This is a genomic window from Croceitalea sp. MTPC6 (assembly GCF_036985525.1).
Classification (GTDB): Bacteria; Bacteroidota; Bacteroidia; order Flavobacteriales; family Flavobacteriaceae; genus Croceitalea.
On sequence record NZ_BTGR01000005.1, the window covers coordinates 210,391 to 237,004 of the forward strand.

The window sequence follows — 26,614 nt, forward strand, 5'->3', positions numbered from 1 at the left end:
AGTTGGCAAAGATAGTATTTTTTAAGCGTGCTTTTTGTTGCAAACCTTCACCCTTTTGGGAATTCGGTGTATTTTTGTGGATATTCCAAGTTGATTCAACATGCACTATTTTTCTTCGGATTTTAAACTCGGTATTCTCGGTGGAGGACAACTGGGTAAAATGCTTCTGTACGAAACCCGAAAATGGGATATTTACACTAAAGTTTTAGATGCTTCAAAAGACGCACCATGTAAGATTGCATGCGATGAGTTTATATTAGGTAGTTTATTGGATTTTGATACCGTCTACAATTTTGGAAAAGATGTAGATATGCTGACTATTGAAATTGAAAATGTAAATGTGGATGCGCTTGAAAAATTGGAAGATGAGGGGGTAAAAGTATATCCCCAGCCCAAGGCACTTCGAATAATTCAGAATAAGGCCACCCAAAAGCTTTTCTATACTGATAATGATATTCCCACATCCCCATTTACCCGATTTGCATATACCTCTGAAATTGAGGACAGTATATCAAATGGTGGGCTGGAACTTCCTTTTGTTTGGAAAAGTGCCCAGTTTGGATATGACGGACAAGGTGTAAAGGTAGTTCGTTCAATATCGGATTTAGAGGATTTACCCAATGTAGAATGCATTGCAGAAGAAATGGTTGATTTTAAAAATGAGTTGGCCGTAATAGTTTCCCGTAGTTCTAAAGGAGAAGTAAAAACTTATCCCGTAGTTGAAATGGAATTCCATCCAGAAGCTAATCAGGTTGAATATGTAATATGTCCTGCAAGGATTGATGATAAAGTATCCCAAAAAGCACAAGAAATTGCACTAAGAGTATCATACAAAATAGAACATGTAGGCTTATTGGCCGTAGAATTATTTCAAACCCAAGATGACCGGATATTGGTGAATGAGGTTGCCCCAAGACCTCATAATAGTGGTCATTACAGTATAGAAGCCAGTTACACCAATCAATTTGAGCAGCATATTCGTGCAATATTAGGACTCCCATTAGGAAATACGAATAGTAAAGTTGCAGGCATTATGGTAAATCTAGTTGGAGCCGAAAACCATATTGGCGATGTCGTTTATAAAAATATGGAAGAGGTATTGCAGCTAGATGGTGTAACTCCGCACATCTACGGTAAAAAACAAACACGGCCATTCCGTAAGATGGGGCATGTAACTATTGTAGATGAAGATATGGGCAGAGCACGAGAAGTTGCGCAAAGAGTGAAAGAGACTATTAAGGTAATCAGCAAAAGTTAGAATGAATTTGAATTATTGCAAAATTTGCAACACTTCACTTTAAAAATTTATAAAGCTTATTTATTTAAAAAATCAGCAAATAGAATCAGAAAGTTCAAATATTGTTTTTTTCAAAACTGAAAGCGGGGAAACACTTTTGGACGTGACTCTTTTAAATGAAACCGTTTGGTTAACTCAATGGCAAATGAGTGCTTTATTTGAAAAAAGCAAAAAAACAATTTCTGAACATATTTTAAACATTTACGAAGAAGGCGAATTAGCTGATAAATCAACTGTCCGGAAATTCCAGATAGTTCAAAAAGAAGGAAAAAGAACTGTAAATAGGCAAGTTGTTCATTACAACCTAGATGTTATCATTTCCGTCGGTTATCGTGTAAAATCAGCTAGAGGAACTCAGTTTCGTATTTGGGCAAATACCATACTTAAAGAGCATTTGGTAAAAGGATATACAGTCAATAAAAAACGTCTGGAAGAAACCCAAAAAGAATTGAAGTTCCTTCGCTCTGGTATTCAAATTGTCAATAGAGCAATAGAAGAAAAAGCTACTGAAGAAGGATTTGAATATCTAAAGCAATTTTCAAAAGGACTATCCTTACTAGACGATTACGACCATGAAAATTTAGACGGTAAAGGCCTTACCAAAAGAGAAGCTATTTATCCAAAACCAGCGGAATACCAATGTTTAATTGACCAAATGAAAACTGAATTTAATTCTGATGTTTTCGGTTTTGAAAAAGATCAAAGTTTTAAAAGTGCAATTGCACAAATTTCAAAAGGTTTTGAAAAAAAGGACTTTTACCCTAGCTTAGAGGAAAAGGCCGCTACGCTTTTGTATCTTATTGTTAAAAACCATGCTTTCACAGATGGTAATAAAAGAATTGCCGCTGCATGTTTTTTAATGTTCCTTGAATACAATAACTTATTGATTAATAAAGAAGGAAATACGATTATAAGTAATGAAGCTCTGGCTAGTTTAACTTTATTCATAGCTGCAAGCAATGCAGAAGAAATGGAAATTGTAAAAAAATTAGTTGTTAGTATATTGAATAGAAATAAAGATTAAAATAATACGAGCAGAGTAACCGAAGTAATGTGCAGAGCACGGAAAATTGCACTGCAGATAAAAGAGAGAATTAAAGTGGTTTCTAAAGTTTAGAAAATCCCTGCTAACAGTGATGATTTATAAAAAGGCAGTATTTATTTTTGAATATGAAATTTAGCTTTATGAATATTGGAAAACGTTATCGCCTAGAAGAAAAATTCAACAAGGCTGACCAAGACCTAAAAGCAGGCAAAATAGAGGACGCAGTTGAAGCTTTTGAGGCTATTATTAAAGAGGACCCAACTTTTGGAAAAGCATATAACCATTTAGGTTGGGTATTTGAAACTAAGGTAAGGGACTACGAAAACGCAGAAAAAAATTATAAACTGGCTTTGGAACATAGTCCATCATACACCGCTGTTTATAAAAATTACGCTATTCTCCTTTCTACATTGGGGCGGTTTGATGATTTAAAGTCGTTGTTGGAAAAAGCCAAGGATATTCCCGGAATGGATAAATATACGCTCTACAATGAATACGCCATTATGTACGAACAACTAGAGGAGTACAATATGGCTATAAACTATTATAAGAATGCTGCAAAGGCGACTATGAACGACAAGACTATGAAAGCTGCTATGGAATCCATAGAGCGTTGTAATATTAAAATGACTCTTTAAAACTTAAATAGAAATGAGTAAAGTAGCAGTAGTAATGGGAAGCACGAGCGACCTTCCCGTAATGCAAGAAGCCATAGATATTTTAAAGGGATTTGACATTCAAGTTGATGTTGATATTGTCTCTGCACACAGAACTCCAGAAAAACTGTTCGAATTTGGCAAAAACGCACACAAAAATGGGTATACTGTAATAATTGCCGGGGCTGGGGGCTCAGCGCATCTACCAGGCATGGTAGCTTCCTTATCACCACTCCCAGTGATTGGTGTTCCTGTTAAAAGCTCCAATTCCATTGATGGTTGGGATTCTATACTTTCAATTCTTCAAATGCCAGGAGGTGTTCCTGTCGCAACCGTAGCGCTCAACGGAGCAAAAAATGCTGGGATTTTAGCTGCGCAAATTATTGGTTCATCTGATAAATGTGTGTTGGATAAAGTAGAAGTTTATAAAGAAGGGCTAAAACAAAAAGTGATTAAAGAAGCAGAAGAATTAAAAAAGAAATAGCAGATATATGCAAAACCTACTTCTTAAACCATTTGACCAAGCTCCATTTTCAAAAATGAAAAACGAGCACTTTAAACCTGCATTTCTATCAGCAATTGACAATGCTCGAAAAGAAATTGATGCAATAGTTAAAAATACTGCAGCTCCAACCTTTGAAAATACAATTGCGGCTTTGGATTATTCAGGTTATCAGTTAGACCGGGTTTCCAGTGTCTTTTTCAATCTAAACTCTGCTGAAACCAATGAAGAAATTCAGAAAATAGCACAGGAAATTTCTCCTTTACTTTCTGAGTTCAGCAATGACATCACTTTAAACGAAGATTTATTCAAGCGTGTAAAATCAGTTTATGATAAGCGCAATGAAATTGTTTTAACTGTCGAAGAATTCACCTTATTAGACAAACGCTACAAGAGTTTTAGTCGCAATGGAGCTAATCTAGGAGCTTCTGAAAAAAAGCGCCTACGTGAAATTGATGCGGAATTAGCAAAGCTCAAATTGAAATTTGGAGAAAATATATTAGCTGAGACTAATAAATACCAAATGCACTTGACCAAGGAATCAGATGTGGACGGTCTGCCAGATGGTGCCAAAGAAGCTGCAGCTCAATTAGCAAAATCAAAAGAAAAAGAGGGTTGGATAATCACACTAGATTACCCAAGCTATATTCCTTTTATGAAATATGCCAAAAGCAGAATACTGCGTAAAAAACTTTCCTTGGCATTTGGGAGTAAAGGTTTTCATGACGATGATCTCGACAATCAAGAAAATGTACTAAGAATTGTAAACCTTCGACATGAGCGAGCCAATCTTTTGGGTTATGAAACCCATGCTCATTTTGTTTTGGAAGAACGTATGGCTGAAACCCCCGAAAAAGTTAATTCTTTTTTAGAGGAACTCTTAGATAAAGCGAAACCAGCAGCAAAAAAAGAATACAGAGAATTAGAAGAATTTGCAAAAGAATTGGATGGTATAGACCTCTTGGAAAAGTGGGATGGTTCTTATTATTCTGAAAAACTAAAGAAAAAACTTTTTGATTTAGATGACGAACAGTTGAAACCTTATTTTAAACTTGAAAATGTTATTTCTGGAGTCTTCAAAGTGGCAGAGAAGCTATTTGGCTTATCTTTTAAAGAAGTATTCCATGTAGACAAATATCATGAAGAGGTCAAAACCTTTGAAGTTTATGATGAAAATCAAAACTTTATCTCTCTTTTTTATGCCGATTTCCATCCAAGAGCGGGTAAGCGTGGTGGTGCATGGATGACTTCATTTAAATCTCAATTCCGTGTCAATGGAGAAGATAGTAGACCACATGTTTCCAATGTTTGTAATTTTACACCTTCTACTAAAACCAAACCTTCCTTATTAACATTTAATGAAGTAACAACTTTATTTCACGAGTTTGGGCATGGGTTACATGGTATGCTGGCCAATACTACTTATCCAAGTCTTTCTGGCACATCGGTCTTTTGGGATTTTGTGGAATTACCAAGTCAAGTTTTAGAAAACTGGTGTTATGAAAAAGAAGCTCTGGAGCTTTTTGCCACACATTATGAAACGGGGGAATTAATTCCTATGAAACTAGTTCAAAAGATTAAAGAATCCGCCACTTTCCAAGAAGGTATGGCCACTCTAAGACAGGTAAGCTTCGGAAAATTGGATATGGCGTGGCATGGACAGAATCCTTCAGAGATAAAAAATGTAAAAGCATTTGAAACCAAAGCTTTTGATGGCACACAACTCTATCCTGAAACACCAGAAACTTGTATGAGTACTGCTTTTGCCCATATATTTCAGGGTGGCTACTCTTCGGGATATTATAGTTACAAATGGGCAGAAGTATTGGATGCTGATGCATTTGCTTATTTTAAGGAGAAAGGTATTTTTAACTCTGAAATCGCCAAAAAATTCAAAGAGCATGTGCTTTCTAAAGGTGGTACTGAAAATCCAATGGTTCTCTACAAACGTTTTCGAGGCCAAGAACCTAAAATTGAAGCTCTTTTAGAAAGAGCTGGGTTGTTACAAGACTAGATACTTGTTCAATATAATTGGTCAGGTCTTATGTAATCAATATATACCCCAAGCTTTTTTGTGTATAAAGAGAAATTATTAAAAAGTAAATCTTCTTCTGCCTTGAAAACTACTTTTTGAGTGGTAGCCACCAAGGACAATGTCAATTTATCGTCTCCTTTTGTAAATATAGTGTGCGATAAATTTCCGTCGTTAGAAGTTAGATATACAGTACCTGACTCCAATTTGCCCTTTTCAAAAACAGCTCTATTTTGTTCTTCACCTTTTTCGTTGAATCTAATCACAATTCCGTGTACATAACCCTCTAAGGTTGAATAGCTAAGTCTCTTCTTGTCTGTATCTTTAAAGTAAGCTATGGTTTCAATAGTATTGTCATCATTGTAATTTGTAATGCGTCTCCCATTATTGTCATTACGCAAGGACTTTACCAACTTTCCATTATTATAAGTCTCCTGATCTGATTTCACTTCTGCATAAATACCTTTGAAGAGTGTACCATTCATTGGCATCCCGTTTTTGTAAGTTATTTTCCCAAGAATTGCACCTTTACCATCGTAAAAGATTATTTCTCCATCCAATTTGTCGTTTTGATATACTTCGGTTTTTCTAAGGTTATTTGAGTAATCATAATACTTAAAAACCCCTTGTTTTTCATTCTCTAAGTATTCTCCTTCTTCTAAAATACTTTCATTGTAGTCAAACTTCTCGTAGGAACCATTCTTTTTACCATTTTTTAGAGTGAATTTTTTTCGTTGGTTCAAGTCAATTAAAACTCCTTCCCATGGTTTACCATTCTTGAAAATAGTCTTACCCAAAAGATTACCTTCCCTGTCATAGAACATGGCGCAACAGTCAATATCTATATCTTCGATCAAAACTGGGTTTATTTGTCCATAAGAAACATTCTTGCCATAGTCATATCGCTTAAGCTTATGTTGCTTTCCAATCTTTAATGTCTGAATTTCTTGAATCTGATCAGAATCATAAAAAAACTTATAAAACTTTCCGTCTTGTTTTACATAATCATAGTTACCTATCACCTTACCATCGTAATCATAAAAAGTACCTGAAATTTCTTTATACTCTTTATAATTAATTTCACTCTGTTTTTTGCCATTGCTATAAAAAACGGTCTCTTTCACTTTTTTATATCCATCAGGCCCATAGATCTCAATACGCTTAAAGGTTTTGGTATTGTCTTCACTCATTTTTCTTTTTCTAAAACTAGTACGTTCGACAACACGACCATTTTCAAGTTTTTCTATTTGCGAAACATCCCCTTCATAATCAACATAAAACCTGAGCCCAGACATAGGTTTGGTATAACCATAATCGTCTTCTTCCAAGATTAGTTCGCCCAATACACTCCCTTCAACGTCATAAAATATCTCTTTTAGACTGGTTTTCTTACTAGCTATATTTTTATTCTTTGGATAGTACTTGATTTCTTCAACTAGTTTCCCCTCTTTATAGATTATTTCTCTGTCTTTTTGAACTTCTTTTCCGTTGAACGGTCGATAACCATCGTAATCCATTCGTGCAATCTGCTCTCCTTGTTCATTGTAACTCACCACATATTGTTTTACTCCTTTTTGATAAGATGTGAACTGCTTCAGGTTTTGGTTTTCATAAAGGCTTTCTGCTTTTTCTAATAGGCCAGCTTTATAATACGATTTCATTTGAACCATATCGTTTTTTTGTTCACCATTTTTTGGGTAATAGAAAAAATAGTTGATCCCATTTTCAGGTTTAAGTCCATAATTATCAAGTTGGTAGGTGAGTTCGCCTATTTTTTTTCCTGAAATATCATAGTAAGTGGTCATAAATCTTGGTTCTTGTATAAATTCTTGACGAATTTGTCCATTTGGGTAGTAAAATGAGTTGTTCAAATACTTGCCCATGGTGTAATAGCGTATTTCTTTTACACGCATAGGGTTTCTATAATACGTTACATCAATACCGTCATAACCTTTACCCTTTATATTTTTTCTTTTGCCCAAATATTTTCCATCATTACCATAATATTTAGTTGTAACATCATAGTTAGATGGAGTAGCATAAGTTACATAGCGAATTCCTTGAATTTCTGTTTGGTAAAAAGTAGTAATGGAAGTATCTGCCACCTTTTTATAGTACATCTGATAACTACCAGATTTAGTATTCTGTTCTCCAGATTTAATTCTACCGTTCTCATACTTTGCTGTAAGTTTTTTATCCCCTAAATAAGTTATAAAATCACCATCTAATCTATTATCATTATAATTTCCTTGCTGATAGATTGAACCATCTTCATTATACCAAGTAACCTTACCTTGCCATAAATCTTTTTCTTCACTTTTAGAAATTGCTCGCATTTGGATGGCTCCAGATATATAATAATCTTCAACCCTATAAAGGTCTCCTACCTTAGTTATAGGAGACCTATAAAAGGAAGCACTGTCTTTAACAGTTAATCTCCATTTGGTATTATAATAAATTGTGTCTTGTTGAGCATTTACCATATTTGGAGCAAGCATTATGATAAAAAATAAAACAGTGAATGAAGTAAATAATTTAGTGGAAGCGAGTCTATACATTTATTATTATTTAATGTTTACTATTTTCAATCACAAAAATACTAGATGTTCAACATGAACTCATCGCGGAAATCAGGGGTTTTTATAAAAAAGAATTTAAGATATATGGGGGATCCATTGGGCTTACATAGGATGCAAGTAAATAGATGGAAGAATTGAAATTTCTTTATCCCTTCAATAGTATATTTTGTTAACACTTACCCAAAATTAACCTTTGTGAACATTCTGTGATGAGTTTCAAATTCATTTGCATTAAAATCTAGTACATTTGAAACTCCATTGAAAATTATGCCAGTACACGAACTTCATCCGGAAACATGGGTCGACAGGTACGCCGATTATCTTTTTAACTATGCGGTATCTAGAGTGAGCGATTCAGAAATTGCGAAAGACTTAGTCCAAGAAACATTTTTTGCTGGTCTTAAATCAGCGAAAAATTATAAGGGTGATGCAGCAGAACGTACTTGGCTGATAGCAATTCTTAAGCGAAAAGTGATTGATCATTACCGAAAAATAAATTCTAAAAAAGGTAAGGCAGAAGTACGGATGAGCTATGTAAGTTCTGATGATGAAAATGAAGGTGATTGGCTTGAGGAACGTGTTGCAGATCCATTTAGTAAAGGAGGGGATGACACTCTTGAAAATGAAGAATTGGGATTGGCGATTCAAGATTGTCTTTCAAAATTACCCAAAAAACAATCTTTGGTTTTTACCATGAAGACTATTCAAGGTATTGGCACAGAAGATATTTGTAATGAATTGGGCATAAATCCGTCAAACCTTTGGGTGATGATCCATAGAGCGCGAACAGCGTTAATGGGATGTATGAATCAAAATTGGTTTTAAGAAATGAAAATATCTTGCGATAAAGCAGCAGAAATATGTAATAAAAGTCAGTATAAAGAAGCCTCGTGGTGGCAAATACTAAAATTAAGGTTTCATATTCTTTACTGTAAAAGTTGTGCTAAGTTTTCAGCAAAAAACACAAAATTCACTTCGCTTTGTGATTCGGCCAATCTAAAGACATTGGAATCTTCAGATAAAGAATCGATGAAAAAAGCTTTAAAAGAGCAGCTATAATCTTTATCACTTTCTAAATTTTACAGCTTTATATAATTTACAGAGGTGTCTTGAACCTTTTATATCCTGTAAACATAGTTTAGCCTTAATAGGCTACTTATAATAAATTCTTTATCACCATACCACTTGCTCCAATAAGAACATAAAAACACTCAGGTTTAAGAATAATACGATTAATCAACTTCCAATTCCGTACCAGCTTTTATTCGTGAATTACCATTTTTATCCCAAATTTCAACTTCCCAAGTCACGGGATTGTTTATTAAACCCTCAGAAAAAACCAGTGTGCCGCCAATACCCTGTGCTAATTGAGCGGTAGTAATCATAGTATTTTCAAAAGCATCTGAATTAGTTACAATTTTCTTCCCTTTGGCATCAAAAACATTTATAGATAGCCCAAGAGAAATCAAGCCATTTTCCAATTCAAAACCCTGTAAACCTTCAAATTGGAATTGTAAATTTTCTTTAGGCTCCACTTTGCCATCCGCAATGACCAATTTTGTATTCTGATTAAATATATATACTTCCTTCGCTTGTAAACCTGATTCTTTTACCATAATTCTTGGATTGGGTTTAATGGTAAAATACATCTCTGAACTAAACTCACCACCACCCTTGGTATCATTTATATAATGCTTTGCAATATATTTTTCTCCAGATTGCATTGGTGTCGCTAGTATTAGCTGCCCATACAATACTTTCTGCAACACATTATACCCTTTATTTGAATCTAACAAGTTGTCATTAAACATTACCCTTTTTCCATCTGTGGTAGTGACTTCTATACTCATTTGCGGAAAATAGGTGCCATCTTCCACAGAAAAACCGTCCAAGTTTTCAAAATTCGTATGTATTTTTTGACCATAGAAAAACACGTTTTCACTCAATTGCTTATCATCGCTAGTAACATAAACCTTTTTAGCTGACAATCCTTCTTCGGAAGTGCTTATTTTGTTTTCAAAACCTCTTTCTGATGTATTGCAACTAGTTGTAAAAACGAAGGTTATTAAAATTGTAAGTGGTAATATATAATGTCTCATTTTATATTGGGTTTGTAATTTATAAAATATGATTTCTGCAAGGTATTTTAAATTATATGGATACGATACCCTGATTTCAGTTAAAAAAGAAAAAATAGGAATGTTATTGTTTCTAACATCTTTTTTGATAAAAGCATTGCGAGAATTCCATTCAGTGCTAAAAAAGGTTTCGCAAGTGTAATATCAGCACATAGCCTAAAGGTATAGCTTCCACCCAAAAAGAGGAAAAATAACGAGATTGATTCTGTTTTGTCTTTATCAACACCAGTATCAATACCAAAGAAACTATCCCACACTCAATAATCCATCTATGGCCGATTTCATCTTTTAAAAAAGAAGAGAAAAAATAAAATACAATCAAGATATACCCTAACACTTTTGTATTGTTCACCCCTATTCTCTGTGGTAAGGTTTTTAATTCTGGATTATCGTATTTCATATCCCTAATCTCAAAAGGCAAGAGCAAAATAAGTACTAGAAGAAAGCGTTGAGCCATCAATATATTGGTATCCCAAACAATCGCTATTTGGTTATCTATTACCGGAAGTAAAACTGTACTACCCATCCATACAAAAGCGACCAGAAACGTTTTTAGTCCGCCTAGGCTTCTTAGGTTCTTTAATTTTGGCAGAAGAGGAACAGCGTACAAGGCGGATACTGTTGTTAAGCCCAAAACAGCTAACCAAACGTCCTCGTCTAATTGAAAAAAGAAATAAGCAGCAATCGCAAAGGAAATAAAACTAAACCCCTGTATTAATTTATGATACGGATTTGATACAATCAGGTACTTTTCTGCTTCAACTCCAAATTTGATAAAATTGTAACATACAATAGTTCCAAAAAAAAGGAATAAAGCTAATTGCCAATTTGTTGAAACTTTTAATACTTCTACTGTTACAAAATATAATGCTACAACTGCTAAAGCAACATGTATACTAGCGTCTAAGTAAAAATTAAAAAATCGTCTTAAAAAGGGCATTAAACAAAATTAACCAAACTAACATCAAGGTTAATTTGTGGTTAAAAACTTTGATTTCTTGATCATTAAAATTGCTCATTTTCATAGAATTAATACCTAATTTTGTGCACTTTATTTGATAAAAGATGAATACAGACACATTTGCTTTACGCCATATAGGTGTTCAAGAGAAAGATTTACAAAAAATGTTCGAAATCGTTGGAGTTAATGATTTGGACGAACTCATAAATCAAACAATTCCTAATGACATTCAGTTAAAGGAAAAGCTAAATCTTCCTGAAGCTTTAACCGAGAACGAGTTCTTAACATTGCTCCAAAACCTATCAAATAAAAACAAAGTATTTAAATCATATATCGGTTTAGGGTACCATGAAAGTTTAACCCCATCAGTAATTAAAAGAAATATCCTTGAGAATCCAGGTTGGTATACTGCATACACACCCTATCAAGCAGAAATTGCCCAAGGCAGGTTAGAAGCTTTGTTAAATTACCAAACCATGGTTTGCGATCTTACCGGTATGCCATTGGCCAATGCTTCCCTATTGGACGAAAGTACTGCCGCTGCAGAAGCTATGACCATGCTTTTTGATGTCCGTTCTAGGCAACAGAAAAAGGAAGGTATATTAAAGTTTTTTGTTTCTGAAGAAATACTGCCCCAGACCTTAAGCCTTTTGCAAACACGCGCTAAGCCTCTAGGTATTGAACTTGTAATAGGAAATCACGAAGAGTTTGATTTTTCTAAAGATTTTTACGGAGCAATTTTACAGTATCCCGGCAAACATGGCCAAGTTTATGACTACGCTGATTTTGTAAAAAAGGCTCACGAAAATGAGATAAGAGTCGCCGTTGCAGCAGATATATTAAGTTTGGTTCTTTTGACACCTCCTGGGGAATGGGGCGTGGATGTTGTAGTTGGCACAACACAGCGTTTTGGAATTCCACTAGGTTATGGAGGTCCACATGCTGCTTTTTTTGCTACTAAAGAAGAATATAAGCGTAACATCCCTGGGCGTATTATTGGCATGACCAAAGATACAGATGGCAATCCTGCTCTACGGATGGCATTACAAACAAGGGAACAGCATATTAAACGTGATAAAGCAACTTCAAATATTTGTACTGCACAAGTTTTGTTAGCAGTAATGGCTGGAATGTATGCTGTCTATCACGGCCCCGAAGGTTTAAAATATATAGCCAACAAAGTACATAACCATACTAAAAAAGTAGCCCAAAAACTAGTTGATTTAGGTTTTGAACAACTAAACTCCAGTTATTTTGACACTTTAAAAGTTAAAGTTGGCACTGTTAATTCACTCCGTACCATATCAGAATCAAAAGGAATCAATTTTAATTATATAGATGATGAAACTATCTCTATGTCTTTAAATGAAGCTTTTACAGAAAAAGATATTAAACCGTTAATTTCATGTTTTAGTAAATCACAGCGTATTGATGAGGATAATGACAATGAAGTGTTTAAAAATGTTATCCCGGACGGATTGAGCAGAACCTCTGCATTCCTAGAACAACCGGTCTTCAACTTGTACCACTCAGAAACAGAGTTGATGCGTTATATTAAAAAATTAGAACGTAAAGATTTGGCATTAAACCACTCAATGATTTCTTTGGGCAGTTGCACTATGAAACTAAATGCCGCTTCTGAAATGCTGCCGTTAAGTTGGGCCAACTGGGGCAATATCCATCCTTTTGTCCCTTTAAATCAAGCAGAAGGTTATCAGTTGGTTCTAAATGAATTAGAAGAACAACTTAATGTCATTACTGGTTTTGCCGCAACTTCACTTCAACCCAACTCTGGTGCGCAAGGTGAATATGCTGGATTGATGACAATTAGGGCTTATCACAAATCTCGTGGAGAAGCACATCGAAATATTTGCATTATTCCGGCTTCAGCCCACGGCACAAATCCCGCTTCAGCTGTAATGGCAGGCATGAAAGTAGTTGTGACAAAAACCGATGAAAAAGGAAATATTGATGTAATCGATTTAGAGGAAAAAGTAAATCTTCATTCAGAAAATTTAGCTGCCTTAATGGTGACCTATCCCTCAACCCATGGTGTTTTTGAATCTTCAATTAAGTACATCACAAAATTGATACATGATAACGGAGGCCAAGTTTATATGGATGGTGCCAATATGAACGCCCAAGTTGGATTAACAAATCCAGCAACTATCGGAGCGGATGTATGTCACCTTAACCTGCACAAGACTTTTGCAATTCCACATGGTGGCGGCGGGCCTGGAGTGGGCCCGATCTGTGTTGCACCACAATTAAAACCTTTTTTGCCATCAAATCCTGTTGTTGAAACTGGTGGAGACGAAGCCATAACAGCCATATCTGGTGCTCCATGGGGAAGTGCTTTGGCTTGTTTAATTTCCTACGGGTATATTAAAATGCTTGGAGCAGACGGAGTGACCGATGCTACAAAAATTGCTATTCTTAATGCCAATTACATAAAAGAACGCTTAAATGGTAAATATGATGTTCTATATACTGGTGAAAAAGGTCGCGCTGCCCATGAAATGATAATCGATTGTCGACCATTTAAAGAAAATGGAATCGAAGTAACGGATATCGCCAAACGCTTAATGGATTATGGTTTTCATGCTCCTACGGTTTCTTTTCCTGTAGCGGGAACCATTATGATAGAGCCTACTGAGAGTGAAGGCTTAGCAGAGCTTGATAGGTTCTGTGAGGCTATGTTATCCATCCGTGAGGAAATAGATGAAGCTATTATTGAAAATCCAAATAACGTTCTAAAAAATGCACCTCATACATTAGAAATGGTAACTAATGATAATTGGGATTTTCCTTATACGCGTCAGAAAGCAGCATTTCCGTTGCCGTATGTGAGTGAAAACAAGTTTTGGCCAACTGTAAGACGAACCGATGAGGCCTTTGGGGATCGTAATTTAATCTGTACTTGCACCCCCATTGAAGCATATGCGGAAGTTTAGCTAAAGCCTTATTATACAGTATTTCAGCCTGTTTTTTCTTGTTAAGAATAGGCTTCTTTATTTGTAAGATAGTTTAAATAGGTAGTTGACCATCGTACCTATTGTTATGCATGCATAGTAGTCTACAGCAGTTTTTGCTTACCTTGTGCAATACACTAAACATAAGACTTTACTAACTATATATGAAAATAGGTATTACTGGTACTGGTAGCTATTTGCCAGAGATTATCACTAAAAATGATGATTTCCTTAATCATCGTTTTCTTGGAACTGATGGCAGCGAGTTTGAACATCCAAATTCGACCATTATTGAAAAATTTCAAGCAATTACTGGGATAGCTGAAAGGCGTTATGCCAAACCAGAGCTAAAGACATCTGATCTGGGTTTTTTAGCCGCAGAAAAAGCGATTGAAGATTCAGGAATTGATAAGGAAAATTTAGACTATATCATCTTTGCGCATAATTTTGGAGATGTAACCCATGGTAAAATACAGGGAGACACCTTACCCTCTCTAGCTACCCGTGTAAAACATTTACTTAAAATAAAAAACACTTCTTGCGTTGCCTATGACATGCTTTTTGGATGTCCAGGTTGGATTGAAGGCGTTATACAGGCCAAAGCTTTTATACAAAGCGGAATGGCAAAGAAATGTTTGGTTATTGGAGGAGAGACTTTATCACGCGTTATTGATCCACATGATCGCGATAGTATGATTTATTCTGATGGCGCTGGCGCTTGTATTTTAGAAGCGGACGGAGATTCTGGCGAGATTTTAAAGCACAGTTCCCAGACACATGCCAATGGAGAGGCTTACTACCTTTACTTTGATAAAAGCTATAATCAAGACGGATGTGCAGATACCAGGTATATTAAAATGGACGGCAGAAAAATATACGAATTTGCCTGTACCCATGTACCACAAGCTATGGCAGATTGCTTAAATGCTAGTGGAGTAGGAATTGATGAAATAAAAAAAATCTTTATCCACCAAGCCAATGAAAAGATGGATGAGGCCATTATCAAACGCTTCTATCGTATTTATGGTAAGGAGGAGGCTCCCGATTCTGTTATGCCAATGATAATTCAAGAAATGGGGAATAACTCAGTGGCTACAGTACCTATTCTTTTTGATAGAATCCGAAAAGGGAAAGTAGAAAATCATGGAGTACAAAAAGGAGATGTTGTTATATTTGCAAGTGTTGGCGCTGGTATGAATATCAATGCCATTGTTTACAAATATTAAATGTACGAAGGCAAATATCCACACAAGCGATACCGAATTACTCTTGATTTCTTAAAAAAACATATAAACACCAATGAATCTATTTTGGATTTAGGTGTTAAAAATCCGTTTTCAGAAATCATGAAAGCGGAAGGTTATCATGTAGAAAATACCCAAGGAGAAGATTTAGATTTGGATTTTAAAGCCGTTGCCAATTCCAAGGCTGATGTGGTTACTGCTTTTGAAATTTTTGAACATCTAGTTGCCCCTTTTAATGTTTTACGAGAAATAAAAGCTAAGAAAATAGTAGTGAGCATTCCCATGCGACTATGGTTTTCATCTGCCTATAAAAATAAGACTGACCCTTGGGACAGACATTACCACGAATTTGAAGATTGGCAATTTGATTGGCTTTTGGAAAAAGCTGGGTGGAAAACTGTTGATTCAGCTAAATGGACCAATCCTACGAAGAAAATTGGATTTCGACCCCTGCTACGGTATTTTACCAATAGATACTATATTGTTTACGCAGAAAGGGCGTAATTTTATTATATGCGAATAAGCATTATCATTCCTGCACATAACGAAGAAAAATACCTAACCCTTTGCTTAAATTCTTTTGTTGGGCAGACATTCCAACCCAATCAACTAATAATAGTTGATGACAATTCTTCGGATAATACCTACAAAATAGCTTCAGAGTTTGCTGAAAAGCATGATTGGATAAAAGTCATTCAGCGTAAAAGCAGTGACGAACATATCCCAGGCAAGAAAGTAGTGGACACTTTTGACTTCGGACTGCAACATGTTGCAAATTATGATTTGTTAGGCAAGTTTGATGCAGACATAATTCTACCAACAAATTATTTTGAGGTGATGCGCAACCATTTTCAAAGTAATTGGAAATTAGGCCTGTGTTCTGGTCTACTTTTTATTGAAAAAGATGGCAAATGGATTTATGAAAACATAGCGGACAAAAGCCATGTTCGTGGACCAGTAAAATTATACCATAAAGCATGCTTTAAAAAGATTAGAGGCTTGCGCCCTGCAACAGGTTGGGATACAGTAGATACACTTTTGGCCAGATACCATGATTTTGAAACCCTAACAGACCATACTTTACAAATAAAACATCTTCGGCATTTGGGACAGGATTATATGACCAAAAACTACTTTGCCAAAGGAGAAGCTTTATTTAAAATGCGCTATGATATTGTATTGGCAAAATTAGCCGCCCTAAAAATGGCTTGGTCCATGAGAAGCCCTAGAATGTATATCCAAATAGTTTTTGGATATTTAAATGCTTTTTTTAAAAATGCACCTCGATTTGTATCTAAAGAGGAAGGCAAGTTTATTAGACGACTGCGTTGGAAAGGTATTAAAGAAAAAATTTTATAACTTAAGGTAATATAACTATTTTAAAATCAGCGATAAAGCAGTAAACATCCTATATCAAAATGGCAACAACTCCAGAACATGACGCCCGGGTTGCAAAACTGACCTTTGCATCTGTGTATCCACATTACGTAAATAAAATAGAAAAGAAAGGAAGAACCAAAGAAGAGTTGCATACCGTAATTGAATGGCTAACGGGTTATGATGATGATACACTACAAAAGCAGATTGAAAAAAAAGTAACATTTGAGACCTTCTTTAAAGAAGCAACTTTGCACCCTAACGCACATTTAATTAAAGGGGTTATTTGTGGATATCGGATAGAAGAAATAGAAACGCCTTTAACCCGACAAGCTCGTTATCTAGATAAATTGGTTGAGGAGCTAGCTAGAGGTCGCAAAATGGAGAAAATCTTGCGAAATACCTAAATTCATTATTTTATCTTAAGCAGACAAACAACCTAGGAGAATAAAAACTCAATATTATGGAAACCAAAAAAAGACATGGATGTGTTACTGCATGGCTGATACTTATGATTATTGCCAATTCTTTTACTGCTATAACTTATCTATTTATGGGTGATGTTGTTTTAGAAAACTTACCCAATCCAACATCTAAATCGATGCTTGTTCTACTTGCAATTTTAGGATTGGCCAATTTAGCATTTGCAATTCTGCTGTTTCAATGGAAAAAATGGGCATTTTGGAGTTTTGTGGCATCCGCATTAATAACTTTAGCCGTTAATTTATCCATAGGGCTTGGTTTAGGGCAGTCTTTACTTGGTCTCCTTGGTGTTATTCTTCTTTATGCCATTCTCCAAATAAAACAAGATGGAAAAACAGCTTGGGAAAATCTAGAGTAAATTAACCTTTTTATTCTAACACCTCAGAAATAGGCTTGCCAGTAGTCCCATTTGGGAAAGCAACACCTAACATGGAAGCAATTGTAGGTGCAATATCAGGTATTTCAGTCCTATTTACTGTACTTCCCTTTTTTATCCCGTTTCCATAAAACAGTAAAGGCACATGGGTATCATAAATCATTGGTGAACCATGTGTAGACCCCGTTCTGGGGTATGAAATATGGGCAGGCTCGGGAACCAAAAGAATATCACCAGAACGTTTCTGGTGCCAACCGTTCTGTAAAATGTAAGGGATTCCCATTGTATATTCATTTTGCCACATTTGATAACCAGTGTAGGCTTTGTTCATACCATCATAGCTTAACAATTCTAGGGCTATTTCCTCTTGTACATCATCCAAATCCATATCAAGATTAGCTATAACTTTTCTATCTAAAAAAACCTGATTGTTACTCACATCTTTAATCAAATCTGTAGTACCATAAGTATAGGTCAAAAATTCGTTGAACTTAGTTCTTGTTTTTTTACCGTTAAGGTAACCTGATGGTATTTTTTGATCTTCTAAGTATGCAGCTACATTAATAGCTCCATGGTCAGCAGTTAAAAATACTGTGTACTTTCCAGTACCTACTTTTGCATCCAAAGTATTTAGAAGTCTTTCTAAATCCAAATCCAGTCTTAAATAAGCGTCTTGAACCTCCTTGGAATTTACTCCAAATTTATGCCCTATATAATCTGTGCTTGAATAACTAACTGCCAAGAAATCTGTGGTGGAATCCACACCCAAGCTTTCTTTTTCTAAAGCTTCAATCGCAAAATCCGTAGTTAGGCTATTTCCCCATGGGGTATACTTTATAATTTCAAAATCCTTGGTCTTGCTTAAAAGATTAGGTGTACTATGCGGAAAAACAGGTGCTGTCTCTGTTTCAAATAAACCTTCATAAGCATTATTATCAGAACCACTCTCAATATATGTACTAATATCTTTTAGAGTTGTCCATGCCTTTTTATAGCTCTGTACTTTTCCAGAGGCATTAAAATCTGTTACCCATTGCGGTAAAGCATCCATATAATAAGAACTTGTAATCCACTTGCCGATATCATCGCCTTCGAACCAATAAGCGGCGTTTGCAGTATGGCCACCCGGAAGCACAGCTCCCCTATCTTTTAGGGCTACCGCAATAGTTTTTCCTCGCATTTGGGTATGTAATCTCAGTTGATCCGTAATTGTTGTGGTCAACATTCGATGGGGAGACATCTTACCTGCATCAGAAGTTGTTCCAACAGAATTATAACTATCATCTGAAGCGCAATACACCGAATCATCTGTTTCCCTATCGTACCAATTATTTCCAATAATACCGTGAGAACTTGGCGTTGCACCTGTGTATACAGAGGTATGACCAGGACCAGTACTTGTTGGTGCATAATTAAAATGATGGTTTTTACAATTAAACCCTTGACTAGCCAAACGTTTAAATCCACCTTCACTATAGTGATTCCAGAATCGCGTTAAGTAATCATAACGCATCTGATCTACAATAATCCCAACTACAAGTTTTGGTGCTATTTGGGTTTCAGTTTGAGTCGTAATAGTATTCTTTTTCCTTCTTTGAGCATCTACCTTCAAAAAAGAGACTAAAAATATTAAGGTAAATAGTTGAAAGTACGTTTTCATTTATAGTATCGTTTGATTAACAAATCTATTCAATTCTTTTATCCAAAAAATTAAATCAAGGTTAAATACCATTCAATATTACTATTTTTACGCTTTAAGTAGATTTCTAAATTCATGAACTACATAGCTGCCATTGGCAAGTATTTTATTATGGTGGGTGAGGTCTTTAAAAAGCCCACCAAATGGCGTATCATGAAATCCTTGATTTTAAAAGAAATTGATGAGCTTATCTATGGCTCTATGGGCATTATCATTTTTATTGCATTTTTTATTGGTGGTGTAGTCACCATACAGACCGCTTTAAATCTAAACAGTCCTTTAATTCCTAAAAGTCTCATCGGCTTTGCCACAAGACAATCTGTGATTCTGGAATTTGCCCCGACTTTTACCTCTATTATTATGGCTGGAAAAGTAGGGTCTTACATCACTTCCAGTATTGGCACAATGAAGGTTACCGAGCAGGTTGATGCTCTAGAAGTAATGGGCGTTAATTCCCTCAACTATCTTGTTTTCCCTAAGATTATAGCCATGCTTTTATATCCTTTTGCCGTTGCAGTTGCAATGTATGTGGGTATTTTTGGTGGATGGATTGCAGGAGCTTTTGGTGGTTATGCGCCAAGTGGAGAGTTCATAAAAGGGCTACAACTAGATTTTATTCCTTTTCACGTTACCTATGCATTTATCAAAACATTGGTCTTTGCCTTTGTAATTGCAACGGTACCATCTTTTCATGGGTTTTATATGAAAGGAGGGGCTTTAGAAGTGGGGAAAGCTAGTACAACTGCTTTTGTTTGGACCAGTGTGGTCATAATTATCTTGAACTATATTATTACCCAACTTTTACTAGGATGATCGAAGTTGAAAACATACATAAATCATTTGGTGATGCCCATGTTTTAAAGGGCATAAGTACTACGTTTGAGCAGGGTAAGACAAATTTGGTCATTGGACAAAGTGGCTCTGGAAAAACAGTTTTCCTGAAATCACTTTTAGGACTTTTTGAACCTGAACAGGGTAAAATTTGTTATAACGGAGAGTATTATTGGAATTTGACCACTGCCGAGCAAAGAGATTTGCGCCAACAAATGGGAATGGTATTCCAAGGAAGTGCTTTATTTGATTCTATGACTGTGGAAGAAAATGTGATGTTTCCCATGGATATGTTCACTAAGCAAGGTAAAGGTGAAATGCAAGACCGAGTAGACTTTGTTCTGGAACGTGTGAACCTAATTGATGCCCATAAGAAATACCCGGCAGAGATTTCTGGAGGTATGCAAAAAAGGGTTGCCATTGCACGAGCAATTGTAATGAATCCTAAATATTTATTCTGTGATGAACCTAACTCTGGGCTTGATCCCAAAACGGCAATTTTGATAGACAATCTGATTCAAGAGATTACCAAAGAGTACAACATCACCACAGTTATAAATACCCATGACATGAATTCCGTAATGGAGATTGGTGAAAAAATTATTTTTTTAAAAGACGGTTTCAAGGAATGGGAAGGCACTAACAAAGAAATCTTTAAAACTGATAACAAAGCTGTGACCGACTTTGTCTATTCTTCAGAGCTCTTTAAAAAAGTACGACAAATGTATATTGAAGAGCGCAATTAATTTACCTCTCTCACTTGTATAGTGGTATCCTTGACCCTGACCTTTAACCAATTAGCAATTTTCTTGATTTCCGCATCTCTTTGAGCATTTGAAAGTCCGTCTTTTAGCTTTACCTCAAAAAGAGTTATGGTATCTGTTTTACTAAAATCTGTTTGCACTCTATTAGAAAAACCTATTCCAGTAATATTTTCATAATTAATTTTGCATTCAGCTGTTATATCTTGAAAAGGAACATTTCTTGCGGCCAACTTACCAAAACTTGCCACTTCTTCTTCTAAAAATCTAATTCGTTCATCTTTGGTCAATAATTCTGCTTTTTTAGACTCATAAAGTTCATTCACATAATTAAAACGCTGTTCGGAATCATCACGTCCACCTTGTAGCACTCTTAAATCCGTATCTACTAGTCTGTTATATTTATTTTTCTTGTTTCTCCAGGTAGTAATAATATTTTCTGGCACTTCTTCAGTTCCCAAAATTGCAACTTCTAAATATGAGCCTAGCTCCTTATCATAATGAATATCAGTCAAATCATTTTCGTAACGTCCGTTTCCTTTAAACTCATAAACCTCCACAGTATCCGCTAAAAATTCTTGTGCTTGTTTCCTAAATAGGGATTCTTGAAGTACATTATAAAAAGTAAAACCAGCTGGAATCATTACCGCTAAACCAACAACCGATGCGATACGGGCAATTAATCTTCTCCGTTTGGAATTGGCATAACGCACCATAGGAAAGCGCAAATACTTTATGACCAAAAAAGTGGCCAATCCAATGAAAATTGTATTAATGGTAAATAAATACATAGCACCCAATGCGTACAAAGGCTTACCAATAGCCAAACCAAAACCTACCGTACAGAGAGGAGGCATTAAAGCTGTTGCAATTGCTACACCAAAAATCACACTCGCAATCGTACCCTTTTTAGCTCTTGCAATTACTAGAGCTAAACCACCGAAAAATGCTATAAGTACATCTCGAATATCGGGAGCTGTTCGTGCCAAAAGTTCAGAGGACTCATCTCTTAAAGGAAAAACATAAAAGAATAAAAATGCTGTCAGAACACTGAGCACCACCATTACGGTAAAATTCTTCAGAGAGCGGCGCAACATATCAATATCATTAATTGCTAAGGACATACCCATACCAAGAATAGGGCCCATCAATGGGGAAATCAACATTGCACCAATTACCACGGCGGTAGAGTTGGCATTTAATCCGATGGAAGCAATAAATATGGAACTTATTAAAATCCAAGAAGTATGGCCCTTAAAAGGAATATCGGCAATGATAGATTCTTTTGTGGCAATAGGATCTGTATTGCTTCGTATTTCAAGCAATTCAAACAGAAACTTTCTCCCACTACCTAAAAGACCTTGAAAGTCTTTTTTAACTTCCTCCCCAGCTACGTCAGCAGCGTCATTTTTATCCTCAAATAAATTTTCACTCATGATTTATGCATATTGGTCTCCAAAAGTGTCTTGCACTTTTCCACGAATCTTTTTAATGTCTTGTTCTTTAGATTTTGGGTAAATAAGTAAAACATCATCCTTGTCCACAACTATATAATCTTCCAGTCCATCAACGACCACGATTTTACCTTTTTTGGTCCTAATCATATTTCCATTGGCATCTTCTAAAAGCGTTTGTCCATTGACAACCGCATTCTTACCAACATCTTTATCTAGCTTTTCATATAGCGCACCCCATGTTCCAAGGTCATTCCAATCAAATGTTGCAGGCAATGTGTATATAGATTTAGAGTTTTCCAATATGGCATAATCAATCGAAATGTTATCCGCTTTTGGGTAGTTCTCAGCTATAAAGTCCTGTTCATCAGCAGTATTGTAACAATGCATTCCTTCATTAAAAAGTTCATATTGTTCCGATTGATAAGCCTTAAAAGCATTAACAATGGTTTTTACTCCCCACATAAAAATACCTGCATTCCAAAGAAAGTTACCTTGCGCGAGAAACTCTTTAGCTGTTTCCAGATTTGGTTTCTCTCTAAACTGAGTCACTTTTTTAAGTCCAATTGCATTATCTTTTTCAAACTCAATGTAACCAAAACCTGTGTTGGGATAAGAGGGTTGAATTCCTAAGGTACAAAGCACTTCTTCTTTTTCGCATTTATCAAAACATGCTTTTACATCATTCTCAAAAGCTTGCTCGTCTTCAATCCAATGATCACTTGGAGCAACAATCATAACTGCATTTGGATTCATTTTTTGAATTTTAAGTGCAGCATATAAAATACAAGGGGCAGTATTTCGCATAGCGGGCTCCAAAACCACCTGCTCCTGCTTAACTTTCGGCAGTTGTTCCAAAACCAAATCATTATATCGTTCATTGGTCAGAATCAGGATGTTCTCCGTTGGAATAAACTTGTTTAATCGTGAAAATGTTTTTTGGATTAGCGTGTCTCCAGTCCCTAACATATCGTGGAACTGTTTTGGATTATTTGTAGTGCTTACCGGCCAAAAACGAGAACCTACACCACCTGCCATTAAAACTGCATAATAATTTTTATTCATGATTTTTTAGTTTAAAATGGTGCTTCTATGTCTTTTATTAATTCTACTTCAGCGTTTGGTTGAAACAAATATAATCTGCCTGTGGCTAGCTCTACACATTCATAACGTTTTATTCTTTTTTTTCCTTTCTTAAAGATTTTTCCATTATAAATTCTAAAAGTACTGCCCATGGGCAATTCAAATACGTAAGAGTTCTTCCTTTCATCTGTATCAAATGTTTTTAGGGCTATTGATAAATTAGCATCAGTACTACTACTTGCTTTTGGGTTCTTAAAATGATTGGCTATTACAGGTAAAAGTTTTGAAGGAAATATTTCTGGACGAATAAAAGGTAGCATTAATTGCTGAAAAGTTTTTTTCCACTCCAAACCATGGGGTTTAATTCGTCTTCCAAATTTTTCAAATGCAACGAGATGTGCAATTTCATGAACCAAGGTTATTAGAAAACGATATTTATTTAAAGAAGCATTTACCGTTATTTGGTGCAAGCCATTTGGTAATCTCCTGTAATCTCCATGTCTAGTAACTCGATGATTTACAATTTTCAAATGCACCCCATTGGATTTGATAAGTTCAAAACAAGGTTGCACCGCTCTTTCTGGCAAATATTTTTCCAATACCTGGTTCACTGTAACAAAAATAGCGGTTTAGGTAAGACCGTTCTTTTAAAAAGTTAAAAACACATTTAGAAGTATTGGTTTATCTATGTATTTTTAAAGAAATGTGTGTGTTATGTGTATAAAAAGGTTGGTATTCCTTGTGGTCTTACTTGTTTTTATAGGCTGTTCTAAAAAGAAAGAGCAGAGACTGAGTGATATAATTAGTGATGCACCAAAAATTGAGGGAAAATCGGAATATCTTGACTCTCCTTATGTTACAGCTGGGAATAGAGTTTATATGGTTGGACACCAAGACGGCTCATTTCCTGATTTAGGGTGGCACATTAAAGGTGAAATGGGTGGAATTTGGAATCATCCTATCAAGTTAATGGATGGGTTTGATGCTCACTTAAATTGGCCTGATTACTCTTATACACTTGATAAAGCCACTTCTTTTACAAATTATCCTTTTGCCAATAAGCATAGTTTCGCAAATGAAGAAAAATCAATAAAAATAGAACGTTGGCAATTTGTCCCAGATGATATCGAAGGAATAGCTATACAGTTTGAAATTTTTAATGATGGAGATACTACGCAAGATTTCCATTTTGTTTTTACTGGGCATTCCGACTTAAGACCTACATGGTTGGGAGAACGTACAGAAATGATTAATGGCCAAGACGGATCAACGTACAAAAAAGAAATAAATGGATGGCTCATAAAAGACAAAAACAACCCATGGTTTGTTTGTTATTCGGGTTCAGAAAAACCAAAGCAAGAATTTAAAGCAAATCTGAATCAGAAAGAATTAACAACATCTAACACACTTAGTTACCCCATTAAACTCGATTCTGGTAAATCTAAGGTTTTAACCTTTTACATTAGTGGTTCTTATACTTCGGAAAACAAAGCAATAAAAACGCTGAATAAGCTCAAAAATGAACTTCCTTCATTAGTTGTAACTAAAAAAGCACGCTATGAGCAGTTGGCAAATCAAACAAAACTGACCATTCCTGATAAAAAACTGGAAAAAACTTTTGAGTGGTTAAAATACAATTGTGATTGGCTGGTAAGGAAAGTACCAGAAGTTGGCACGGGAATTACTGCTGGCATACCCGATTATCCTTGGTGGTTTGGTGTAGATAGCGAGTATGCGCTGCAAGGGTATATGGCAGTTGGTCAAGAGGATACCGTTTACAATACCATTAAACTTTTGGACAGTGTGTCCGAAGCTGTAAATGGCAATGGAAAGATTATTCATGAAATGTCTACCAATGGAGCAGTTTTTAACAAGGGCAACATTAATGAAACCCCACAGTTTGCATCTTTAATTTGGGAAATTTACAAATGGAATGGTGACAAAGCATTCTTGGAAAAATACTATTCCACCATAAAAAAGGGGTTAGAATGGTTAATTGATGAAAATGATCTGGATAAAAACGGATTCCCAGAAGGTTTTGGTATGATGGAAATCCACGGCTTAGATAGCGAAATGATTGATGTAGCCGCATATACGCAAAGAGCATTTGCCGATGCTGCTAAAATAGCTAAAGAACTTGGAGAACTAGAAATATCAAAGTCGTACGCTGAAAAAGCAGCATTACTAAAAGTTAAGATCAATGAGGGTTTTTGGTCCGAAGACTTTAATTCTTATGCCGATTTCATAGGTACGGACAAGCAAACTTTACATCTTATTGATGATGCAATCGTGCGTGCAGACACGCTTAACAAGCCGTGGGCCATTAAGGAAATGAAGGAAACAAAAAAGTTTATTTTACAGAATCCGTCCAGTAAATCCAGACCGTTTGTGCTGCATCACAATTGGGTAGTAAATACACCTATGGAAATGAAAATTGCCGATTCTGTCAAAGCCATAAAAGCATTGGAAACAGCCAAGCAGTTTGTAAATCCCTTTGGAGTCTTCGTAACTGGAATAGACCGTGATGAATCTGCCGGTTCTGATGCTGGTGCCTATAAAGCGCCGCCAATATTTACCTACACTGGAGCAGTTATGACTTTGCCTACTGGTGTTTCTGCAAGAGCGGAAAATAATTACGGTAGACCTAATGAAGCGCTAAATTATTTAGAACGGATGACCCGTTCTTTCAGCTATGCCTTACCAGGAAGCATGTATGAAGTTTCCCCTGATTTTGGGATGATGACACAAGCTTGGAACATCTATAGTTTTTCATATCCTATAGTAAATCAGTTTTTTGGAATCCAACCGAATGCTGCAAAAAAAGAAATTGTAATTATTCCCCAAATGCCAGACAAATGGAATAAAGCTTCTTTAGAAAATGTAAAGATTGGCGACAATGAAATTTCAATTTATTATTCCAAAGAATCAGATAAACTAAAGCTTAGAATAGAACAAACAAATCCGGACTGGTCGATAAAACTCAAGACTCCTAAAAATATTAGTCATAAATCTGAAGCTATAGCTAAGGTTGGTAAACGAAGTGAAAATAGCAGCTATTTGGTAGAATCAGATGATGAAGCTATTGATATAACCTTTCACTTTATTGAAAAACTATTATGAGGAT

The 26,614-nt window shown here is 35.6% G+C and carries 23 protein-coding genes; 16 read left to right on the forward strand and 7 right to left on the reverse strand.

Features of this window, described 5'->3' with window-relative positions; translation table 11 throughout:
- Positions 1-100 precede the first annotated feature (100 nt).
- The 5 genes from AACP56_RS11440 (at position 101) to AACP56_RS11460 (ending at position 5,514) form a co-directional block, all read left to right on the forward strand.
- On the forward strand, positions 101-1,258 hold the full coding sequence (locus AACP56_RS11440; protein ID WP_339337604.1) for a 5-(carboxyamino)imidazole ribonucleotide synthase: 1,158 nt from the start codon (positions 101-103) through the stop codon (positions 1,256-1,258).
- Between the two features lie 184 nt (positions 1,259-1,442).
- Complete coding sequence (gene rhuM / locus AACP56_RS11445) at positions 1,443-2,321, forward strand: RhuM family protein (RefSeq protein ID WP_339337603.1); 879 nt, start codon at positions 1,443-1,445, stop codon at positions 2,319-2,321.
- A gap of 161 nt (positions 2,322-2,482) precedes the next feature.
- Positions 2,483-2,980: a tetratricopeptide repeat protein gene (locus AACP56_RS11450; protein ID WP_339337602.1), complete on the forward strand. Its 498-nt coding sequence runs from the start codon at positions 2,483-2,485 to the stop codon at positions 2,978-2,980.
- A gap of 13 nt (positions 2,981-2,993) precedes the next feature.
- Positions 2,994-3,482: a 5-(carboxyamino)imidazole ribonucleotide mutase gene (gene purE / locus AACP56_RS11455; RefSeq protein WP_339337601.1), complete on the forward strand. Its 489-nt coding sequence runs from the start codon at positions 2,994-2,996 to the stop codon at positions 3,480-3,482.
- A 7-nt stretch (positions 3,483-3,489) separates the two neighbouring features.
- Entirely contained in the window at positions 3,490-5,514 is a 2,025-nt protein-coding gene (locus AACP56_RS11460) for a M3 family metallopeptidase (protein ID WP_339337600.1), read from the forward strand.
- Between the two features lie 8 nt (positions 5,515-5,522).
- Here AACP56_RS11460 and AACP56_RS11465 read toward each other — a convergent pair whose 3' ends face one another.
- Positions 5,523-8,090 (reverse strand): toxin-antitoxin system YwqK family antitoxin, encoded by a 2,568-nt coding sequence (locus AACP56_RS11465; protein ID WP_339337599.1) that lies wholly within the window; start codon positions 8,088-8,090, stop codon positions 5,523-5,525.
- A 288-nt stretch (positions 8,091-8,378) separates the two neighbouring features.
- Between AACP56_RS11465 and AACP56_RS11470 the strand changes: the two genes are divergently transcribed.
- The gene (locus AACP56_RS11470) at positions 8,379-8,936 is read left to right on the forward strand and encodes a sigma-70 family RNA polymerase sigma factor (RefSeq protein WP_339337598.1); all 558 of its coding nucleotides are present in this window, start codon (positions 8,379-8,381) and stop codon (positions 8,934-8,936) included.
- 3 nt (positions 8,937-8,939) lie between these two features.
- Positions 8,940-9,170: a hypothetical protein gene (locus AACP56_RS11475; RefSeq protein WP_339337597.1), complete on the forward strand. Its 231-nt coding sequence runs from the start codon at positions 8,940-8,942 to the stop codon at positions 9,168-9,170.
- 173 nt (positions 9,171-9,343) lie between these two features.
- Here AACP56_RS11475 and AACP56_RS11480 read toward each other — a convergent pair whose 3' ends face one another.
- Entirely contained in the window at positions 9,344-10,210 is an 867-nt protein-coding gene (locus AACP56_RS11480) for a hypothetical protein (protein WP_339337596.1), read from the reverse strand.
- Between the two features lie 157 nt (positions 10,211-10,367).
- The gene (locus AACP56_RS11485; RefSeq protein ID WP_339337595.1) at positions 10,368-11,189 is read right to left on the reverse strand and encodes a hypothetical protein; all 822 of its coding nucleotides are present in this window, start codon (positions 11,187-11,189) and stop codon (positions 10,368-10,370) included.
- 125 nt (positions 11,190-11,314) lie between these two features.
- On the opposite strand from AACP56_RS11485, the gene gcvP reads away from it, so the two are divergent.
- The 6 genes from gcvP to AACP56_RS11515 all read left to right on the forward strand — a co-directional run bounded on the left by gcvP (position 11,315) and on the right by AACP56_RS11515 (position 17,644).
- Positions 11,315-14,164, forward strand: coding sequence for an aminomethyl-transferring glycine dehydrogenase (gcvP, locus tag AACP56_RS11490; RefSeq protein WP_339337594.1), 2,850 nt, complete (start codon positions 11,315-11,317; stop codon positions 14,162-14,164).
- A 182-nt stretch (positions 14,165-14,346) separates the two neighbouring features.
- A complete protein-coding gene (locus tag AACP56_RS11495) occupies positions 14,347-15,408 on the forward strand; it encodes a 3-oxoacyl-ACP synthase III family protein (RefSeq protein ID WP_339337593.1) in 1,062 nt (353 codons plus the stop codon).
- The gene (locus AACP56_RS11500; protein WP_339337592.1) at positions 15,409-15,930 is read left to right on the forward strand and encodes a methyltransferase; all 522 of its coding nucleotides are present in this window, start codon (positions 15,409-15,411) and stop codon (positions 15,928-15,930) included.
- Positions 15,931-15,939: 9 nt separating this feature from the next.
- Positions 15,940-16,785, forward strand: coding sequence for a glycosyltransferase family 2 protein (locus tag AACP56_RS11505; protein WP_339337591.1), 846 nt, complete (start codon positions 15,940-15,942; stop codon positions 16,783-16,785).
- 59 nt (positions 16,786-16,844) lie between these two features.
- Positions 16,845-17,210, forward strand: a complete 366-nt coding sequence (locus tag AACP56_RS11510) for a DUF2200 domain-containing protein (RefSeq protein WP_339337590.1) — start codon at positions 16,845-16,847, stop codon at positions 17,208-17,210.
- 56 nt (positions 17,211-17,266) lie between these two features.
- A complete protein-coding gene (locus tag AACP56_RS11515) occupies positions 17,267-17,644 on the forward strand; it encodes a hypothetical protein (RefSeq protein ID WP_339337589.1) in 378 nt (125 codons plus the stop codon).
- A gap of 10 nt (positions 17,645-17,654) precedes the next feature.
- Here AACP56_RS11515 and pafA read toward each other — a convergent pair whose 3' ends face one another.
- Positions 17,655-19,322, reverse strand: coding sequence for an alkaline phosphatase PafA (gene pafA / locus AACP56_RS11520; RefSeq protein WP_339337588.1), 1,668 nt, complete (start codon positions 19,320-19,322; stop codon positions 17,655-17,657).
- A gap of 114 nt (positions 19,323-19,436) precedes the next feature.
- Between pafA and AACP56_RS11525 the strand changes: the two genes are divergently transcribed.
- Together AACP56_RS11525 and AACP56_RS11530 are read left to right on the forward strand one after the other, a co-directional pair.
- Entirely contained in the window at positions 19,437-20,174 is a 738-nt protein-coding gene (locus AACP56_RS11525) for an MlaE family ABC transporter permease (protein WP_339337587.1), read from the forward strand.
- Complete coding sequence (locus AACP56_RS11530; protein WP_339337586.1) at positions 20,171-20,938, forward strand: ABC transporter ATP-binding protein; 768 nt, start codon at positions 20,171-20,173, stop codon at positions 20,936-20,938. Before AACP56_RS11525 ends, AACP56_RS11530 begins: the two co-directional genes overlap by 4 nt.
- Here the strand turns inward: AACP56_RS11530 and AACP56_RS11535 are convergent.
- Genes AACP56_RS11535 through AACP56_RS11545 form a run of 3 tightly spaced genes read right to left on the reverse strand, consistent with a single transcriptional unit; the run spans position 20,935 to position 24,101 of the window.
- Positions 20,935-22,389 (reverse strand): DUF389 domain-containing protein, encoded by a 1,455-nt coding sequence (locus AACP56_RS11535; RefSeq protein ID WP_339337585.1) that lies wholly within the window; start codon positions 22,387-22,389, stop codon positions 20,935-20,937. The two genes, AACP56_RS11530 and AACP56_RS11535, sit on opposite strands and share 4 nt — an antisense overlap.
- A gap of 3 nt (positions 22,390-22,392) precedes the next feature.
- The gene (locus AACP56_RS11540) at positions 22,393-23,472 is read right to left on the reverse strand and encodes a mannose-1-phosphate guanylyltransferase (protein WP_339337584.1); all 1,080 of its coding nucleotides are present in this window, start codon (positions 23,470-23,472) and stop codon (positions 22,393-22,395) included.
- A gap of 11 nt (positions 23,473-23,483) precedes the next feature.
- Positions 23,484-24,101, reverse strand: a complete 618-nt coding sequence (locus AACP56_RS11545) for a SprT-like domain-containing protein (protein WP_339337583.1) — start codon at positions 24,099-24,101, stop codon at positions 23,484-23,486.
- Between the two features lie 103 nt (positions 24,102-24,204).
- Here AACP56_RS11545 and AACP56_RS11550 point away from each other — a divergent pair, with 103 nt between their 5' ends.
- Positions 24,205-26,610, forward strand: a complete 2,406-nt coding sequence (locus AACP56_RS11550) for an amylo-alpha-1,6-glucosidase (RefSeq protein WP_339337582.1) — start codon at positions 24,205-24,207, stop codon at positions 26,608-26,610.
- The last annotated feature ends 4 nt before the right edge of the window (positions 26,611-26,614 follow it).

What these genes read in the sequence shown, in the direction of transcription:
- gcvP (WP_339337594.1), top strand. Translation starts at nt 11,315, where the DNA reads ATGAATACAGACACATTTGCTTTACGCCATATAGGTGTTCAAGAGAAA.
- AACP56_RS11500 (WP_339337592.1), top strand. Translation starts at nt 15,409, where the DNA reads ATGTACGAAGGCAAATATCCACACAAGCGATACCGAATTACTCTTGAT.
- AACP56_RS11450 (WP_339337602.1), top strand. Translation starts at nt 2,483, where the DNA reads ATGAATATTGGAAAACGTTATCGCCTAGAAGAAAAATTCAACAAGGCT.
- AACP56_RS11470 (WP_339337598.1), top strand. Translation starts at nt 8,379, where the DNA reads ATGCCAGTACACGAACTTCATCCGGAAACATGGGTCGACAGGTACGCC.
- AACP56_RS11505 (WP_339337591.1), top strand. Translation starts at nt 15,940, where the DNA reads ATGCGAATAAGCATTATCATTCCTGCACATAACGAAGAAAAATACCTA.
- pafA (WP_339337588.1), bottom strand. Translation starts at nt 19,322, where the DNA reads ATGAAAACGTACTTTCAACTATTTACCTTAATATTTTTAGTCTCTTTT.
- AACP56_RS11465 (WP_339337599.1), bottom strand. Translation starts at nt 8,090, where the DNA reads ATGTATAGACTCGCTTCCACTAAATTATTTACTTCATTCACTGTTTTA.
- AACP56_RS11515 (WP_339337589.1), top strand. Translation starts at nt 17,267, where the DNA reads ATGGAAACCAAAAAAAGACATGGATGTGTTACTGCATGGCTGATACTT.
- AACP56_RS11535 (WP_339337585.1), bottom strand. Translation starts at nt 22,389, where the DNA reads ATGAGTGAAAATTTATTTGAGGATAAAAATGACGCTGCTGACGTAGCT.
- AACP56_RS11475 (WP_339337597.1), top strand. Translation starts at nt 8,940, where the DNA reads ATGAAAATATCTTGCGATAAAGCAGCAGAAATATGTAATAAAAGTCAG.
- AACP56_RS11480 (WP_339337596.1), bottom strand. Translation starts at nt 10,210, where the DNA reads ATGAGACATTATATATTACCACTTACAATTTTAATAACCTTCGTTTTT.
- AACP56_RS11440 (WP_339337604.1), top strand. Translation starts at nt 101, where the DNA reads ATGCACTATTTTTCTTCGGATTTTAAACTCGGTATTCTCGGTGGAGGA.
- AACP56_RS11525 (WP_339337587.1), top strand. Translation starts at nt 19,437, where the DNA reads ATGAACTACATAGCTGCCATTGGCAAGTATTTTATTATGGTGGGTGAG.
- AACP56_RS11550 (WP_339337582.1), top strand. Translation starts at nt 24,205, where the DNA reads ATGTGTATAAAAAGGTTGGTATTCCTTGTGGTCTTACTTGTTTTTATA.
- rhuM (WP_339337603.1), top strand. Translation starts at nt 1,443, where the DNA reads ATGAGTGCTTTATTTGAAAAAAGCAAAAAAACAATTTCTGAACATATT.
- AACP56_RS11510 (WP_339337590.1), top strand. Translation starts at nt 16,845, where the DNA reads ATGGCAACAACTCCAGAACATGACGCCCGGGTTGCAAAACTGACCTTT.
- AACP56_RS11485 (WP_339337595.1), bottom strand. Translation starts at nt 11,189, where the DNA reads ATGCCCTTTTTAAGACGATTTTTTAATTTTTACTTAGACGCTAGTATA.
- AACP56_RS11530 (WP_339337586.1), top strand. Translation starts at nt 20,171, where the DNA reads ATGATCGAAGTTGAAAACATACATAAATCATTTGGTGATGCCCATGTT.
- AACP56_RS11540 (WP_339337584.1), bottom strand. Translation starts at nt 23,472, where the DNA reads ATGAATAAAAATTATTATGCAGTTTTAATGGCAGGTGGTGTAGGTTCT.
- AACP56_RS11460 (WP_339337600.1), top strand. Translation starts at nt 3,490, where the DNA reads ATGCAAAACCTACTTCTTAAACCATTTGACCAAGCTCCATTTTCAAAA.
- AACP56_RS11495 (WP_339337593.1), top strand. Translation starts at nt 14,347, where the DNA reads ATGAAAATAGGTATTACTGGTACTGGTAGCTATTTGCCAGAGATTATC.
- purE (WP_339337601.1), top strand. Translation starts at nt 2,994, where the DNA reads ATGAGTAAAGTAGCAGTAGTAATGGGAAGCACGAGCGACCTTCCCGTA.